The organism is Streptomyces sp. NPDC102259 (genome assembly GCF_044766465.1).
In the GTDB taxonomy this organism is placed as follows: Bacteria; Actinomycetota; Actinomycetes; order Streptomycetales; family Streptomycetaceae; genus Streptomyces.
In genome coordinates, this window is the sequence record NZ_JBIWMA010000041.1 from 1 (window position 1) to 15,830 (window position 15,830).

Here is a 15,830-nt window from a genome sequence, read left to right on the forward strand (position 1 = left end):
CCCAGAGCCCCGGTGCCGGACTTCCCGGAACGCCCCTCCACCACAGGTCGGAGCGCGTACCCTACATCCCCCACACCAACAGCGACCCCAGATAAACAAAGCCCCTGCAGGCGATGCCCTGGCCCTGACCGGCTCCCTGGTGCCCACGGGCGACAGCGTCCGCCGTGGCGGGAGTCGCGTGCGCCTGTCGAAGTATGACAACGCACCCGTCGTTCACAGTGCTGTCAGGACGAAGGTCAGCAGTGCCAGGGAGAGGGTGGCGCTGCCCGCGAACGCTACGGCACCCCGTAGCAGGGCGGTGGCATACGTGGCTCCGTCGATGCGAGCAAGCAGGCCGGCCGCTGCTCCTACGAGGGTGCAGAAGAGTGTGACGACTGCCAGCAGCAGGACCAGGAGCATCAGGTGGATGGATGAGGTGTTCATGACTTCTTCCCGGAACGGTCGACGACGATGACTCCGGGAAATTTCGCGGCTTTCGTGTTCACCGGGGTTCAGGGCGAACGAAGATGAACGAAGACGGTCGTCCGGGGGACGGAGAAGCAGGACATGGGGGACGTGCACGAGGATCCGCTGGCGGAACTCGCGCTACGGCTGCGCACCCTCAGGGCGCAGCGGGGTCTGCAGATGGGCGGGTTGCAGCAGCGGACCGGGCTGGGACGGACAACGGTCAGCCAGGCGCTGAACGGCCAAGTGGTGCCCACAGAAGCCACGCTGGCGGCCCTGGCGAAAGCCCTGGGTGCAGATGTGGAACCATTGCTGGCCCTGCGCGAAGCCGCAGTGCGCCAGCCTGATGTCTCACCCTTCAGAATGGTACGCAGACCGCGGCCGAAGGTGGAGCCGTCCTTTGCGGAGCGGTATCTCAGCTACGTGGCGGAGCGGCATTCCCAACTGACCGTCGTAGGGCTGGACCTGAGCCGGCCGGAACGTGCGCGCTGGCCACTCGACGCCGCCTACTTGAGCCTGGAGCTGGCGGAGCGGCCGGAGGGCTGGCCTGCAGGCGTCGAGGAAGCGGACCGGCCGCCCGTCGTGGTGAAGCGTGCCGAGAGTGCGCTGGCCGGCTGCCGACGGGTGCTCCTGCGTGGGCTCGCCGGCAGCGGGAAGACAACACTGCTGCAGTGGCTCGCTGTCGCGACGGCACGCGATGAACTGCCAGAGGAACTGGCGGACTTGCGGGGCCAGACCCCCTTCGTGCTGCCCCTGCGGACGCTGGTGCGGCGCGGACCACTCCCGGGGCCACACGATTTCCTGTCTTCGGTCGGCACACCGCTGGCCGCCTCGCAGCCTGAAGGTTGGGCCGATGGCGTACTCGCAAGAGGTGAGGCGCTCGTCCTGGTCGACGGGATCGATGAGGTGCCCCAGGAACAGCGGGGTGCCACCCGGGACTGGCTCGAGCAGCTCCTGGCGGCATACCGGGAGGCAAATTTCGTGGTCACCACAAGGCCATCAGCTGTTCCCGAAGGCTGGCTCGCATCGTCGCGCTTCACCGAACTTTCGGTGCGGCCCATGAGTACCGCCGACATCGGAGTCTTCGTCGGCCGGTGGCATACTGCCGCCCGGCACAGCGCGGCGACCACCGCCGACCGCTCACAACTGCACGATCTCGAAGCAGCACTCCAAATGACAGTACGTGCTCAGCGTGACCTGGCGCAGCTGTCCAGCACACCCCTGATGTGTGCACTCATCTGCGCACTGCACCGGGACCGCCGCGGCCATCTGCCTCACAGTCGTATGGAGCTCTACGAGGCAGCACTGTCAATGCTGCTCGTACGCCGTGACCTCGAGCGCAGCATCGACGTCCCGGAAGGCATTCAGCTCACCGAACACCAGAGCATCCAGCTGCTGCAGCGTCTGGCCTACTGGCTCATCCGCAACCGTCAGACCGAGACGGACCTGGCCACCGCGCTGGCCCTGGTCAGTGACGCGCTTCCTGCCATGCAGGCCGTGGCCGAACAGGGCACCGCCGACCAGATTCTGGCGCACCTGATCGGCCGCAGCGGACTCCTACGCCAGCCCACCATGGACACCATCGACTTCGTACACCGCACCTTCCAGGACTACCTCGGGGCCAAAGCCGCCATCGAAGCCCACGACTTCCCCCTGCTCGTCAACAACGCCCACGACGACCAGTGGGAAGACGTCATACGCATGGCCGTCGCCCACGCACGCCCAGGCGAGAGCGCCGACCTGCTCCGCCGACTCATCCAACGCGGTGACGCTGATAGCGAGCACCGACCCAGACTTCACCTCCTGGCGGCCGCCAGCCTTTACTACGCCACCGAAATCGATCCTGACGTCCGCAGACTGGTCGAGGAGCACGCACGCGCTCTGATGCCTCCCCGGTCCCGGAAGGAAGCGGACACACTCGCCGCGCTCGGGCCGGGCATCCTAGATCTACTGCCGGGGCCCCGCGGCCTGGAGAGCGACGAAGTAGACCCAGTCGTGAGGACTGCCGCCGTCATCGGTAGCGACCAGGCCTACGCGTTCCTCCAACGCTTCGTTCCGTCCCTGCCTCCTTCCTCAGTGAGTTACGAACTGATCGAGGGCTGGGAGCGCTTCGATGCTGCCCGATATGCCCAGGAGATCCTGCTCCCCTTCAGGGATCGTCTGCCTCTGGCGGTGCAGACCCACGATCAAAGGAACGCTCTGCGTCTCCTCAGACCCATCACCGAGATCTCCTTCAGAGGAAAATTCACTGAAGACGAGATCATCGAGCACCTCTCACCCACGCACACCGAAAGGCTGCGCATCTACTCTGGCCAGTTACTCACGAACTTGAAATTCATCCGAAAATTCCCTTCTCTAAAAGAACTCACCTTGTCCGATTGTATACAGCTTAGCCACATAGAGGACCTCGCAGGACTACGACTATCCAACCTAGGCCTACTCCAACTCCCGGAAGGTTTTTCGTTCAACGCCCTGACTTCACTGCCCCAACTGACCGAACTCGCTCTCTATACCCGCCTACCGTGGGAGAACCTGGGAGATTTGCCCGCACCATCAGACCTGACCTCACTGCGCCTAGCCGGGTGGATCAATACACGTCTGGCGGGCATCTCTAAATGGGGGCAACTTAAAGAACTCGTGATCAACACAGCGCCCAACCCTGCAGAGTGGCAAGAAATTTCCGAACTGCCAAGTCTAGTCAAACTTTTCATTTCGCAATACGACCTGGCACAGGCCGTCACCACTCCTACAGTGACTTACCTCCAACTAACGCCTGAAGACGCAGATACACAATTGAATCTGGTGCCGGACATATTCCCCAACCTAGAGCAGATTTTCGTCAACTGCCATGCAGCGCTGCCTGACATCACCGACATCACCCCACTGAAACGGCTCCAGAAGCTACAAATCTATTTGACTGAAGCGCGCAATGTCGTCGGCCTGGAGGAATTCCACCCAGATGCCATCCATCTCTATCCACGACTCCGAGCAAAGCGCACCTGATACACCCATATCGCCAGGTTTCACGCACGGCGCCCGACTGGCGCCTGTGCAGACCTGTCAGACCGTGTATCCGCCGCACGCCCTTACACCTAAGGGCACGCCTCCCACCATCCAGAACAAACGTCGCTCATGTTTTCCCGACTTCTAGATAATCGACATCCGGGCGGTGGACTCGGTTGCCCTCCTAGATCCGAAGGGGGCCCCGCACGACATCGTCCAGGCTATCGGCCGGGCACTCCGACAGAAGCCCGGACAAGGGAAGTTGGCCTCTTTGATCGTGCCGGTCTTCCTCCAGCCGGGAGAGAATCCGGAGGACATGTTCACTTCGGGATCGTATCGGCCCTTGGTGAAAGTCCTGGAAGGGCTGCGCTCTCACGATGAAGAGGCAATCGAATTGCTGGCTATTCCACAGGAACCGCAGAAAGACGTCGCGCAACCGTCCGTGAACATCGGTGTCGCACCCCGGGAAGGCGAAGACGAATCCCGTCTCCTGCTCCGTTTCGCGGCACCACGGGATCCGGTGATGGTCGCGGACTGGGTCTCCTTCAACGTGATCGACACCGAACGCCAGGACTGGGCCCGCGCCTGGGCGAAGCTGAAGACGTACGTCGAGCGGACCGGGAACGCGCGCGTGCCCTACGGACACCGCGAGGGCGCGACACCGCTTGGGCAGTGGGTCGCGGAACAACGACGCGCCTACGCAGCCGGGCAGATGACCGGCCAGCGCGCCCGACGGCTCGAACAGCTCGGCATGGTCTGGTCGCCGGCCGATGAACGCTTCCAGGAGAACCTCGAAGCCGCGAAGGCGTACTACGAGCAGCACTGGACCCTCTGCGCCCCCCGCACCGCGACAGCGCTGGGCAAACCGTTGGGGATGTGGCTCGCGAATCTGCGGCGACCCGGCGCGCTGGAGAGTCACCCCGAATGGAAGACGGCACTGGAGGCCGTGGACGAGGACTGGAACCCGGCGTGGCCGGCCGACTGGCAACGGCACTACGCCGCACTACGCGAACTGGTGGCCGACGAAGAAGGCCAAGCCGGCGCGGTGGAGGTCCTGCCCGGCTTCACGGTCCACGGCATGGACATCGGCAAGTGGCTGGCCCGGCAGCGGACACCGAAAGCCTGGCAAGCCCTGACCGAGGGGCAGCGCGAGCGCCTGGAGCAGCTCGGCATCACTCCTCCGGCCCCGGCCGCGGAGCCGAAGGAGCCCGCGAAGCCGACCACGGCGCCCGTGACCGCCTTCGAGAAGGGCGTCGCGGCCCTGGCGCAGTACACGGCGCGTACGGGCTCTGTGACGGTCCCCAGGAGTCACGTAGAACGACTGGAAGGCGGAGCCGAAGTCCGGCTCGGAGTGTGGATCATGAACCAGAAGACCCGCCGCAGCAAACTCACCCCCGACAAACTCACCGCACTCGCCGCACTCGGACTGGAATGGGCACGGTAGGGTTAAGTAGTGGGCTAAGTTTGTGGTTAAGAAGTCTTGGGGTTCTGACGTGAGGGTGCAGGGACATGGCATCTGAGGAAGAGCTGTTCGCGTCTGTCGACGCTCTATTGAACGAGGAGCCGCATCTGCCGCCTCCGGCGGAGCGTGCCCGGCTGCGTGAGGCCGCCGGTATCACTCAGGCCCGTCTGGCCACCGCGTTGAAGACCACGACCCAGTCGGTGAAGAACTGGGAGAACGGCCGCAGCGAGCCGAAGTCGCCGCGCCTGGACGCCTACCAGCGGCTGCTGAAGGGGTGGGCGGCGAAATATCCGGCTCCCGGCGCAGCCCCGGCTGCCGCGACGGCGCCAGCCGCATCAGCGGCGGCTGCCGGACCGGCTGCGTCCGCGGTGGAGACGGCAGACGCCCCGCAGGCTCCCGCCGTCCCAGCTGCGGCGCCGGCGCGCCCCGCCACCCCCCGCCCCGCCACCCCCCGGCCCGCCGCCGCATCGCGCCGTCCGGCTGCGACGAAGGCGGCGCAGCCGGCAGCCGATCCACGGTTCCCGCACGGTCCGCTCGCCGTGCTCGACGGTGACGGGGCCGCGTACGCCGCGGGCGGCATCGTGCTCGACTGCCCCGCGGCCACCGTGGTGGAACTGGTGGAGTGGACGTTGCGCGAGTCCGGGCTCGGTGCGCCGCGCCTGCACCGCAACGGCAAGGACAGCGACCCGCTGATCGTGCTCACCGCGGCGGCCGCCGTGAAGCTCGGACTGCCGGAGCACCTCGAGGGCCACGAGCAGCGCCGCTCCCTGCGCCTGCCGGAGGATCACCCGGTGGTCAAACAAGTGGTGAAGGCGAAGTGGCGGCTCACCCAGCGCGGGTTCGGCCCCTGGGCAAGGATCTACCGCAAGGCGCAGGGACACGAGCGGCAGTGCGTGCAGCTGGCGATCCTGTCGTGGGACGCCCTGGACGAGCGGTCCTGGCCCGGGGTGGCGGAGATGGAGCCGGCCGATATCGCCCGCGTCCTCGGGGTCTACGCGACCCGAGTCATCACCCCGCGCGGGTCGACGGCCGTCTCCGGGCTGGAGCTGATGACGGCGCTGCGCCCGCCCACCCGCGCGGTGCAGGACCCGCAGACGGGGAACTGGGTGCCCGGCCACAACCCCGGCTCGCTGGGCACGGAGCCGATAGACCCGGCGCCGCCGGAGGCCACCGCCGAACACCCCGTCGTCGTCGACAGCGGCTGGAGCGGCGGGTTCCTGAACGAGGAGGCGTACCAGTGGGTGCGCGACGTCAGCCTGCTCACCGATGAGGAGTGCACGCTGCCGTACGCGGTCGGCCTGGACCTGAACACCGCGTTCCTCGCCGCCGCGGCCCGCCTGGTCGTCGGCCTGAGCGCGCCCGACCACTTCCACACCCCGACGTTCAACCCGAAGATCCCCGGCTCCTGGCTGGTCGATCTGTCCCACATCGAGGTGGACCCGCGCCTGCCCTCACCGTTCACACCGGACGGCACCCGGCCCACGGGACCAGCCTGGTACCAGACGCACACCGTCGCCTACGCCCAGGAACTCGGCTACAACGTCGCTCCGCTGGAGGCGTACCTGCGCCGTGAGACCGGCGCGTACCTGGACCCGTGGCACGACCGATTGAAGACCGCCTACGTCGACACCCTCGCCGACCTCGGCGTCACCAAAGACCTCACGGACGTGGAGTTCCTGGCGGCGATGGAGCGGCACAAGGACGCCGACCCGGCGATGGTGGCGGTCCTGGCCGCCATCAAGGCCACCGTCAAGGGCGGTATCGGCAAACTCCGCGAGCGCCCGCAAGGCAAGAAGTACAAGGAGGGCGAGCGGTGGCCGGCCCTCCTGCGGCCGACCTGGCGCCCCGACATCCGCGCCGCCGTCATCTCCAAGGCCCGCATCAACATGCACCGCAAACTGCGCAACATGGCCACCATGACGGGCCTGTACCCGCTCGCCGTACTCTCCGACTGCGTCGTCTACCCCTCTCCCGGCGCCTCGCCGCTGGACTTCCTGCCCTACGCCGCATCCGGCAAGCCCCAGCCCGGTGGTTTCCGCCTCGGGCCCACACCCGGCCTGGCGAAGCTGGAGGGCGTCCAGACGATGCTCTGGGCGGTCGACCTGATGGAGCAGGGCTACAACCCCGCCCGGCACATCAAGGGCGGCGACGCCGTCCTCGACGAAGGAGAGTAGGCCGTGGCCGGAGAGATCGACGACGCCATCGAACGCGCCGACCGGGAGAGCTTCACCCGCCAGCCGCCCAAGACGCTCAAAGGGCAGATCGGCTACCTGATCCGGCAGTTGGGCAGCGCCCGCGCGGTCGCGCAGGAGATCGGGGTCACCGCCGACTCCGTCAACCGCTACCGCCGCGGCGCCCGCAAACACGCCCGCCCCGACATCGCCGCGAAAATCGACGACGCCGTACGGCAGCGCTGGCAGCCCCAGGTACGCAAGCGCCGACGCAAGCAGGCCGCCACCACGCGCGGCATAACGGTGGAGACACGGGCCCGCTTCGGCTACACCGCACCCATCGGCACCACCGACGACGGACGCTTCCGCCGCCTCACCGTCCACCTCCCCCCCACCTACGCCCAACGCCTCTTCGACGCCCGCGAGGCCGGAGCCGGCGACCAGCAGATGCGCCAGATCATCGCCGAAGGATTCAAAGAGATCTACTTCCAGGACAGCGGCAGCCGCGCCACAGGCCTCACCGACGTCATCCTCAACGACATCGACTACCTCGACCTCGACTACTAACCCCGGGCCCCAATCGACGCCGCCGCGGGACTCAGGCGGGTTGTCATCGGGACCGCTCCTTCAGCTCAGTGTGATCGAGGCTGCGACCGGCAGGTGGGCACTTCCAGTGGCGGGCGGGGTGCACATAGGCGGGGCGGTCCGGTCAGGCCCTCGCCGGTGCTCCGCGTCAGCCGGGTTGCCTCCGACAGCCCATACCGGAACGCGAGGAGCGTGTAGACCAACACGAGGAACCCCACGAGGGCCAACGGTACGAGCCGTTCCACGGGCGCCCCCAAGGGCACGGCGGGCGCCCGGACGGCGAGGTACTGCTCGACGCGGTGGCGCAGGAGCAGCTGGCCCGGTGGTGCCGCACGCCGGCCGGCCACCTGGCGCGGGCACTGCCGTCCTGGACGGCCGGGCCCCCGGCGCCGGCCGGGCACGGCCGGGGCGGGAACGGACCGGGGCAGGAAGGGCAGGGGTGGGCGGTGGCGGCTGGGTGCGCCGCAGTGAGGGCTGGTGGTCTTCGGCTGCCGGCTGTGTGCGGCCCGGCGCTGGGCCAGGGGGTGAGGGTGTACCGGCCGCCGTGGCGGCGGCTGTGCGCGCCGCACGGCCGGTGGCTGCTCGATGTGGGCGAGGGGCATCCGCTTCAGCTCGCCGATGTCGCCTCTTTCGTCGAGGAGGTGGGCCAGGCGCAGCGCCGGTGGGTCGGGGTAATGCTGAAGCAGGTGATCAACGCGGGTACAGCCCGGCCTGGGGACCGGGCGAAGCGGGTGACGGCGGATCGGGGCGCGGGGTTCGAGGCGATCTTCCTCGATCCTGTCGGGCAGACGTCCCGCAGCGGTGGACGGACGTAGCCCTGGCAGTGGCCTTCGAGGACCTGCCGCCCGTCTCCGCGTTCCCAGCAGTGCCGGGGCGGCTGTGGGGGCCGGGCCTGTGGTGGTCGGCCACGACCGGACGGCACGTATCTGCCGGTTCCAACGCGACGCGCATCCAACTGATGGCCTGGACCGCGACCCGGACGTCGTCGGGCTGGCGGGACGGCCCGTACGGCTGCTGTGACACAACCCCTGCGGGCAGGTGCGCCCGCCCGCGCACCTCGACCGGCACCTGGCCCTGGGCAGCTGCGTTCACCACCGCCTGGCAGCGGGCACCAACTTCCGGCCCTCACCTGACGGCCGGCACCACCCCGACGACACCGGAGAGGAGAGGGCCGCATTACCCTCAGGCTCGTGGAACCCGACGCCCCCGGAGCGTCACGCGACGGCCAGCCCCGACACAGCACGGGATATATCGGGCAGCCAGCCGCCTACCGTGACAACGTCAGCCTTCGGAGGAATCGAGGTAGATTCCTATTCAGAAATGTCCATTGCTTCCGTGAGCTGGCTTTCGGGGTCCCAACCGGGAGGCCGATCTTTCAGGTCTCCCCGCCACGGGCATCCAGCCGAAATCCACGCCGCACGCGCTTGCATGACTCCGGCATCGGTAGCATCCTCGTAGCCGAACTCGATTCCGCAGCACGAGCACACTGCAAATGAAGCAATTTTCCCGTCATCCCCCCACGGGGGAAAGTGCTGGTCCAGTCCGCAAACTGGACAGTGGGATCCTATTCTTCTACTGCGCATCAAAATAGTCCTGGTTCGAAGCGTATCCGTGCTTGCTCGGGTCGGGCTTGTAGTAGGTACGCATCTCGCCCGCGTTGGTCATGATTCCGAACTCGTCGGTCACCCGGTTGAAGCGGACCATGTCGCCATTCGAACGAGTTTTGGTCTGAATCCACGGGTCCTGGCTCCTCATGAAGCGCTGGGCGGCGTCCACATACCCCTGCTGGCTGTTGATATGCGGAAACTCTGACTTGTGCTTGTCCCAGTGGTCAAATTCGTTTTGGCTGGCCGTCTTGGTGTTCGTGGATGTCCAGCACGAGGTCGGTGTTGAGTTGTGGACCAGCACGGGCGTGCTACCCGCCAGCACATAGTACGTGTGCAGGCCAGGCCGCTCCTACCTGCAAGTTTGCTGGTCAGCGGGCGATTTGGCAGTCGCCGGATGTTCGTGCTCGTGCGCTGGAGTCTGCTGGTGTTGCCGTCACTACTGCCGTCAGTGGTGTACACCGCCTGGGGAATTCCAGGAATTCCGAATGCGTGTCAAGCGGCTTTGTCGTGCGGGGTGAGGCTGATGGTCAGGTCGGCGCCGAGAGCCTGAGCCAGACGGCGCAGGAGGGGAAGCGTGGGCACGGTCCCGCCGCCTTCGAAGCGGGAGATCTGCGGCTGCTTCATCCCGCACCGCTCGGCCAGCTCGGCCTGGGACAGCCCGAGCTCGATGCGCCGGTCGTGGACGAGTTGCCCGAGCTCACGGGCGAGCGCGGAAGGCGGGTCCTGCATGGTTCCTCCCCGCCTCAGGCCGCTGGGGCGACGATGGTGACGGTGGGCTCGTCTCCGCCGGCGAGGTGTACGTCCACCGTGAGGTCCAGTGCGCGGGCCAGGCGCATGATGACCGCGATGGGCGGCAGCTCGGTGGCCGTCTCGATGCCTTCGATGTCATCGACGTCGACGTGCATGCGCTCGGCGAGATCGGCCTCGCTCAGCCCGAGTTGCTTACGCCGGTCGTAGACGGCCTTGCCCAACGTCATGGCGAGGCCGGCCTCTTCGTAGACCCGGTCGTACTCGGGGTCAGCGTCCAGGTGTTCGCCCAGCAGCTGGCGGTGGCGACGGGTCCTCCATTCGCTGTGGTTCATCGGTTCTCCTTGAGGTTGCGGCTGTAGAGGTCGTGCTCGGCGGCGGCTTCATGCTCTGCCTCGCACAATCGCTGTGCGGCGTGGGCGCGGTCCACTTCGGCCTGCTCGCGCATCTTGGTCTTGCGGAACACGGTGAGCAGCACGACACGTCGGCCGGGCGCCAGCCAGTAGGTGATCCGCTGATGGGCATCGCCGAGGCGGAAGCGCAGCTCGCGGAGCTTGCCGCCCAGGTGGCGGGAGTGTGGTTCGTCGAGGGTGGTGGGCTGCTCGGCGAGCAGGTCGGCGACGCGTTCGGCCTGCTTGTAGTGATGGGCGGGAATGTTCTCCAGCCACAGCCGCACCTCCGGCTCGATCTCGATCGAGTACCGCCTACTGTCCATAGCACCGATGATATATGGCACGGGGCGCGAGAGCGCGACTTCGTAACTCAGGTCGTGTGCCGTCGCCGCGACCGCAGCCACTCCAGCGTCACACACCCCCGTACTCCCCCCTTCGTCCTGACCCCACGGCGCCGCCAGCAAACCAGCGGCAGCCTGCCGAGGCGGCGCAGGGTCGGCTTCTTTCGGCAGGATCGGGCCCGAGCGGGAGAGGCAGCGTACGGCCGGGCTGGTGCGTCGCCCAGGCTGGCGGCGCGGGGCCGGGGCGGGAGGAGTCGGCCCCCGACGGGCGGCCGGGAGCTTCGCTCCCCGCCGGAGGCAACGCCGACCACCGCCCTCGGCGAGTCCGGCGGCGGGCGTGAGGGTCGGCCCCCTGGTCGGCCATGTGCCTGCGATCCGGCCGTAGGACGGTCGTGGGCGACAACTTGCTCTGCCAGGAGCCCGACTCCAGTCAGCCCGACAAGCTGGCTGGTTGCCGCTCCCGCCGTCCTGGGTCATGCCCCGGCTGCCGGTGCGGCTCGCCGCCTGCGGCGCCGCTGGCCTTCCGAGCGAACGGCGGACTTGTCGGCGACGACGGCTAGCTCCGGCGGGCGGGGCCCGCCTTGAACCTCGTAGAGAAAATCTGAACGCACCGCCCTGACCAGCGTCCCGGCACGGCGGGTCAGTGGCCCCGCTTGCCGCTGTCCGTCTCCAGTGCCTCGACGCGGCCACGGAGTTCGGTGATCTGCTGAGCGGCCTCGGCCAGCGCACGTTCCAGCACCTCCACGCGGGCCGTCGTCCCGCCGACGGGTGCGGTCGCCTCCGGGCCGTCGAGGTCATCAGCGTTGTCGGCGACGTGGTCGTGGTGGGCGACGAAGGCTCCCTTGCCTGGGCGGGAGACCGCCCACCCGTCCTGCTTCAACAGGGCCATGGCCTTCTGCACGGTCAGGCTCGCCGCCCCGAACTCCCGCATCAGTACGGCCTGCGTCGGCAACGCGTCCCCGGGCTGCAGCCCGCCCGAGCGGATCCGCTCGCGCAGGGTCTCGGCGATCACCTCGAACGTCAGCGGCACCCCGCTGCCCGTCGGCCTGCGCCCGCGCCTCACCACCACCACGCCCGGTCACCCCCGCTTTCCACGCCCTCTACCAGCGAAATCCGGCCCGTCCAAACCGGGAAACCGGCCCCACACTACCCGCGTCCCACCACCCACAAGAAAGGAATCAGGAGGGATGCACTTGAATGCGCCGGTGAGGCGATGTTAACGTCCCACACTCGCCGGTGATCAACACCGCGCCCCGCCGACCAGGCCCCACTGGTCCGGCCCCCGCGCCCAACTGCGAGGCGCCCCGTTCCCGTGTGAACCGATCACTTCGGCCTGCCCACGCCACCTCGCGCCGTACCGCTTCCGCGCTCCCGCCGAAAGGCCGATTTCCGCATGCCCGCACAGCTTCAACTCCCGTACCCCGCGCCCGTTCCAGCCGCCTCGCGCCCGTCGTCGGCGTTCACGACGCCGACCTGCCCGACAGACGCCGCCGCCGCCACAGCGTCGACGGCGGCAGGGCGGTCGGCGCTGGAGCGCCGCGCCCGGCTCACCGCCAGGCTGGCGAAGCTCGCCGCCACCGGCCAACTCCCAACCCTCGCACGACAGATAACTTCCCTCGGCGGGTGTGCGCGCCCGATCCGCCTGACCGGGCACCGCACCCACCTCGACACCGCGACCGGCGAGATCCTCGGCCACTTCGACTCCGGTCGGCTCCCGGCGGGCGAACTCTTGGTCCGCTGCGGCAACCGCCGCGCCACCCGCTGCCCCGCCTGCTCCACCGTCTACCGCTACGACACCTACCAACTCATCGCCGCCGGACTCCGCAGCGGCAAAACCGTCCCCACCAGCGTCGCCGCACACCCCCGCGTCTTCGCCACCCTCACCGCCCCCGGCTTCGGCCCCGTCCACAACCAACCCGACGGCACCGGCCGCTGCCACTGCGGCCACACCCACCCGGACGACGACCCACTCCTCGGCACGCCGCTCGACCCCGAACGGTACGACTACACCGGCGCGGTCCTCTGGAACGCCCACGCCCCGGCCCTGTGGGCCCGCTTCACCACCCACCTGCGGCGGGAGATCGCAAAGGCCGCCGGCCTCACCCAGAGCGCGCTACGGCACCACGCCACCCTCTCCTACGCCAAGGTCGCCGAGTACCAGAAACGCGGCCAGGTCCATTTCCACGCCGTCATCCGCCTCGACGGCCCCACCGGCCCCGGCAGCACCCCGCCCGCCTGGGCCACCACCCAACTCCTCGACCAAGCCGTCCGCGCCGCCGCCGCACGCACCCGCGTCGCGCATGAGGGCCAGCCGCAGCAGCCCGCCGGGGCCCGGGTCGGTGACCGAGCCAACCGGTTGGTGTTCCGGTTCGGGCGGCAGATCGACGTCCGGGCTATCCGCAGCACCGACTTCACCGGCGACGGACCGGTCAGCGACCGGGCCGTCGCCGCCTACATCGCCAAGTACGCCACCAAGGGCGCCGAGACCACCACCGGCACCCTCGACCGCCGCCTCCGACTCCTCGCCGAACTCGCCACCCACGACATCACCGACCACGCCCGCCACATGATCCACACCGCCTGGCACCTCGCCACCAAGCGACAGCACGCCCACCTCCGCCTACGCCAATGGGCCCACATGCTCGGCTTCCGCGGCCACTTCTCCACCCGCACCCGCCACTACTCCACCACCCTCACCCACCTCCGCGCCGAACGCACCACCTGGCGCACCCGTCAAGCTGACGCCGCTGCTACGGCCCCGGTCGGCCCGCGCGCCGAGCAGACGGCCGTCGGCAGCAACCTGCCCACCGACGGGCAGCCGGTCGCTGACCGGCATGGTGACCGCGATGACCGCAGTGACCTGACCGCCGGTCACCAAGCCGGTCACTGTGCCGACACGGCCGGTCAGCGCGGCAACGCGGACACGACCCTCGTCATCTCCCACTGGCAGTACGCCGGAACCGGCCTCCTGCCCGAACTCGAACACCTCGCCGACCTCCTGGCCGCGACGCGGCAGACCCGACCCGAGCAACCGACCCGAACCCGGCGCTCGCAGCGCTCCGGTCACTCCGCCGGCCACCCGGTCGGTCACCCCACTGATCGGCTGACCAGTGCTGTCCGGCCTGGGGCCGTCGCGTGACCGCCGGCACGGAACTCCTCACCGTCCCCCAGGTCGTGGCCCGCCTCCAACTCGGCCGCTCCGCCGTCTACGACCTGCTCCGCACCGGCCAGCTCGCCTCAATCACCCTCGGCCGCGCCCGCCGCATCCCCACCCACGCCCTCACCGACTTCATCCAAACCCGCCTCGAACAGGACGCCGCCTGATGACCACAGCCCGCCCCGTTTCGGCCCGCCGCTCCCGTACCCGTGCGAACGGTGACGGGACCGTCTACCAGCGCAAGGACGGACGCTGGGAAGCCGCCGGATACGTGCTGGCCCCCGGTAACACCCGCAAGCGCGTCCGGGTCTACGGCGCTACCCGTAAAGACGCGATGACCAAGCTCACCGAGAAGATCGCCGCCAGCAACCGCGGCCTCCCCATCGCCGCAGCCGACAGCACCGTGAGCGCCTATCTCGCGTACTGGCTGGACGGCGTCGCCGTTCACCACCTGCGGGAGAACACCCACACCCGCTACGCAGCCTCCATCCGCCTCCACCTCAACCCCGGCCTCGGCGTCAAGAAGCTCGCCCGGCTCACCACCCGCGACGTGCGCACCTTCCTCGACGGGCTCCGCACCACCTGCCAGTGCTGCGCCCAGGACCGGGACTCCGTCCGCCGATCCTGCTGCGCGATCGGCCGGTGCTGCGGAAAGCGGCTCTCGCCGCTGACCGTGACGTACGTCCACGCCGTGCTCAAGTCCGCCCTGGAACATGCCGTCCGCGAGGATGAGCTTCCGCGCAACGTCGCCCGGAATGTCAAGACGACCACGCCCCGCCCCAGGCGTTTCCAGCCCCTCACCGCCACCGAAGCCCGGCAACTCCTCCATGCGGCCAACCGCGACCGGCTCCACGCACTGTACGAACTCGCCCTGCGCACCGGACTCCGCAAAGGCGAACTCCTCGGCCTCCACTGGGAAGACCTCGACCTCGACGGCGGCACCGCCACCATCCACCGCTCCCTCCAACGCACCCGCAGCCAGGGCCTGACCGTCCTGAACACCAAGACCCTCGCCTCCGAACGCCGCATCGCCCTCCCCACCGAATGCATCAGCTCCCTCAAGATCCACCAGGAACAGCAGCGGGAAGAGCGCCAGGCAACTGGACCGGGCTGGACGGACAACGGGCTCGTCTTCACCACCCCGAACGGCAGGCCGCTCGACCCCGGCAACATCACCCGCCGCTTCCGTCGGCTCCTCCACCGCGCCGGACTCCGGCCGATCCGCTTCCACGACCTCCGCCACTCGACGGCCACCCTCCTCCTGGAACAGAGCGTCGACCTCGTCGTCATCAAGGAACTCCTCGGACACGCCCACATCGGCGTCACCGCCGGCGTTTACGCCCACGTCCGACTCCGCCTCCAACGCCAGGCCATCGACACCCTGAGCGATGTACTGACTGAGGGCAGCGACTCCGAAGAGCCGCCGCCCTCAGCGGTGGTCGTCCGCTGACGTTGCCGTCAGCGTTGCCGTCAAACGGCGTTACGCAGGACTCTGGCCATCGACTCCCACAGGAACATGGGCCACAGTCACTACGCCAGAGAACGAATTCTCCACCACAATGCTGTCACCGGGTGAATAGATCCAGAGTTCCGGAACGGATTCCATGATGTCCGGCAGGTGAGAGATAGCGGATTCAAGCCCCATCTCTACACTCGGAACTGCCAGACTCTCCCAGAAGAAGATTAGGCTGCTAGCTTTCGGGGCGAACTGTTGGATTACGGTGCTCAGCTCGATGGAACCCGAGTCCATCGAGCTGAGCACCAAACCATCAGCCACCGCGCCCCACGCGATCGCACCGTCAGAGCTGCGCGGGTAATGACCGAGGCTTTCGCGCTCGTACTGGAGATGCTGATCCAGGTTCAGCAGCTGCACACCCGGCCGGCCAACCCAAGTTAGCCGTCGGCCACCCTGCTGATCTGC

14 protein-coding genes and 1 pseudogene are annotated in these 15,830 nt (G+C 68.2%); 8 read left to right on the plus strand and 7 right to left on the minus strand.

All coding sequences use genetic code 11. The features are described 5' to 3' along the window. Positions 1 to 213: 213 nt before the first annotated feature. On the minus strand, positions 214 to 423 hold the full coding sequence (locus tag ACIRPU_RS42335; RefSeq protein ID WP_403877983.1) for a hypothetical protein: 210 nt from the start codon (positions 421 to 423) through the stop codon (positions 214 to 216). A gap of 123 nt (positions 424 to 546) precedes the next feature. On the opposite strand from ACIRPU_RS42335, the gene ACIRPU_RS42340 reads away from it, so the two are divergent. The 5 genes from ACIRPU_RS42340 to ACIRPU_RS42360 all read left to right on the plus strand — a co-directional run bounded on the left by ACIRPU_RS42340 (position 547) and on the right by ACIRPU_RS42360 (position 8,480). Continuing rightward, the gene (locus tag ACIRPU_RS42340; RefSeq protein WP_403877986.1) at positions 547 to 3,447 is read left to right on the plus strand and encodes an NACHT domain-containing protein; all 2,901 of its coding nucleotides are present in this window, start codon (positions 547 to 549) and stop codon (positions 3,445 to 3,447) included. Positions 3,448 to 3,724: 277 nt separating this feature from the next. Then, positions 3,725 to 4,891: a helicase associated domain-containing protein gene (locus tag ACIRPU_RS42345; RefSeq protein ID WP_403878035.1), complete on the plus strand. Its 1,167-nt coding sequence runs from the start codon at positions 3,725 to 3,727 to the stop codon at positions 4,889 to 4,891. A 65-nt stretch (positions 4,892 to 4,956) separates the two neighbouring features. Then, entirely contained in the window at positions 4,957 to 7,083 is a 2,127-nt protein-coding gene (tap, locus tag ACIRPU_RS42350) for a telomere-associated protein Tap (protein ID WP_403877989.1), read from the plus strand. A 3-nt stretch (positions 7,084 to 7,086) separates the two neighbouring features. After that, positions 7,087 to 7,647 carry a telomere-protecting terminal protein Tpg gene (tpg, locus tag ACIRPU_RS42355; RefSeq protein WP_403877993.1) on the plus strand — a complete coding sequence of 187 codons (561 nt, stop codon included), beginning with the start codon at positions 7,087 to 7,089 and terminating at the stop codon, positions 7,645 to 7,647. Positions 7,648 to 8,195: 548 nt separating this feature from the next. Then, positions 8,196 to 8,480 carry a hypothetical protein gene (locus ACIRPU_RS42360; RefSeq protein ID WP_403877996.1) on the plus strand — a complete coding sequence of 95 codons (285 nt, stop codon included), beginning with the start codon at positions 8,196 to 8,198 and terminating at the stop codon, positions 8,478 to 8,480. Positions 8,481 to 9,237: 757 nt separating this feature from the next. Here the strand turns inward: ACIRPU_RS42360 and ACIRPU_RS42365 are convergent. From ACIRPU_RS42365 to ACIRPU_RS42385, 5 genes and pseudogenes are all read right to left on the minus strand, one after another. Further along, complete coding sequence (locus ACIRPU_RS42365; protein WP_403877998.1) at positions 9,238 to 9,573, minus strand: hypothetical protein; 336 nt, start codon at positions 9,571 to 9,573, stop codon at positions 9,238 to 9,240. A gap of 191 nt (positions 9,574 to 9,764) precedes the next feature. Next, a pseudogene (locus tag ACIRPU_RS42370) lies at positions 9,765 to 9,980 on the minus strand (helix-turn-helix domain-containing protein); the annotation flags it as partial. A gap of 35 nt (positions 9,981 to 10,015) precedes the next feature. Next, positions 10,016 to 10,354, minus strand: a complete 339-nt coding sequence (locus tag ACIRPU_RS42375; RefSeq protein WP_103815984.1) for a helix-turn-helix domain-containing protein — start codon at positions 10,352 to 10,354, stop codon at positions 10,016 to 10,018. Continuing rightward, a complete protein-coding gene (locus tag ACIRPU_RS42380; RefSeq protein WP_371659888.1) occupies positions 10,351 to 10,734 on the minus strand; it encodes a type II toxin-antitoxin system RelE/ParE family toxin in 384 nt (127 codons plus the stop codon). Before ACIRPU_RS42380 ends, ACIRPU_RS42375 begins: the two co-directional genes overlap by 4 nt. A 658-nt stretch (positions 10,735 to 11,392) precedes the next feature. Beyond that, entirely contained in the window at positions 11,393 to 11,824 is a 432-nt protein-coding gene (locus ACIRPU_RS42385) for a GntR family transcriptional regulator (protein ID WP_403878003.1), read from the minus strand. 321 nt (positions 11,825 to 12,145) lie between these two features. Here ACIRPU_RS42385 and ACIRPU_RS42390 point away from each other — a divergent pair, with 321 nt between their 5' ends. From ACIRPU_RS42390 to ACIRPU_RS42400, 3 genes are read left to right on the plus strand one after another with little or no spacing between them, the layout of a single operon-like run. Next, complete coding sequence (locus tag ACIRPU_RS42390) at positions 12,146 to 13,891, plus strand: replication initiator (RefSeq protein ID WP_403878005.1); 1,746 nt, start codon at positions 12,146 to 12,148, stop codon at positions 13,889 to 13,891. Continuing rightward, positions 13,888 to 14,076: a helix-turn-helix domain-containing protein gene (locus tag ACIRPU_RS42395; RefSeq protein WP_403878008.1), complete on the plus strand. Its 189-nt coding sequence runs from the start codon at positions 13,888 to 13,890 to the stop codon at positions 14,074 to 14,076. Before ACIRPU_RS42390 ends, ACIRPU_RS42395 begins: the two co-directional genes overlap by 4 nt. Next, the gene (locus tag ACIRPU_RS42400) at positions 14,076 to 15,359 is read left to right on the plus strand and encodes a tyrosine-type recombinase/integrase (RefSeq protein WP_403878011.1); all 1,284 of its coding nucleotides are present in this window, start codon (positions 14,076 to 14,078) and stop codon (positions 15,357 to 15,359) included. Before ACIRPU_RS42395 ends, ACIRPU_RS42400 begins: the two co-directional genes overlap by 1 nt. 30 nt (positions 15,360 to 15,389) lie before the next feature. Here the strand turns inward: ACIRPU_RS42400 and ACIRPU_RS42405 are convergent, their stop codons facing one another. Beyond that, on the minus strand, positions 15,390 to 15,782 hold the full coding sequence (locus ACIRPU_RS42405) for a hypothetical protein (protein ID WP_403878014.1): 393 nt from the start codon (positions 15,780 to 15,782) through the stop codon (positions 15,390 to 15,392). Between the last annotated feature and the right edge of the window lie 48 nt (positions 15,783 to 15,830).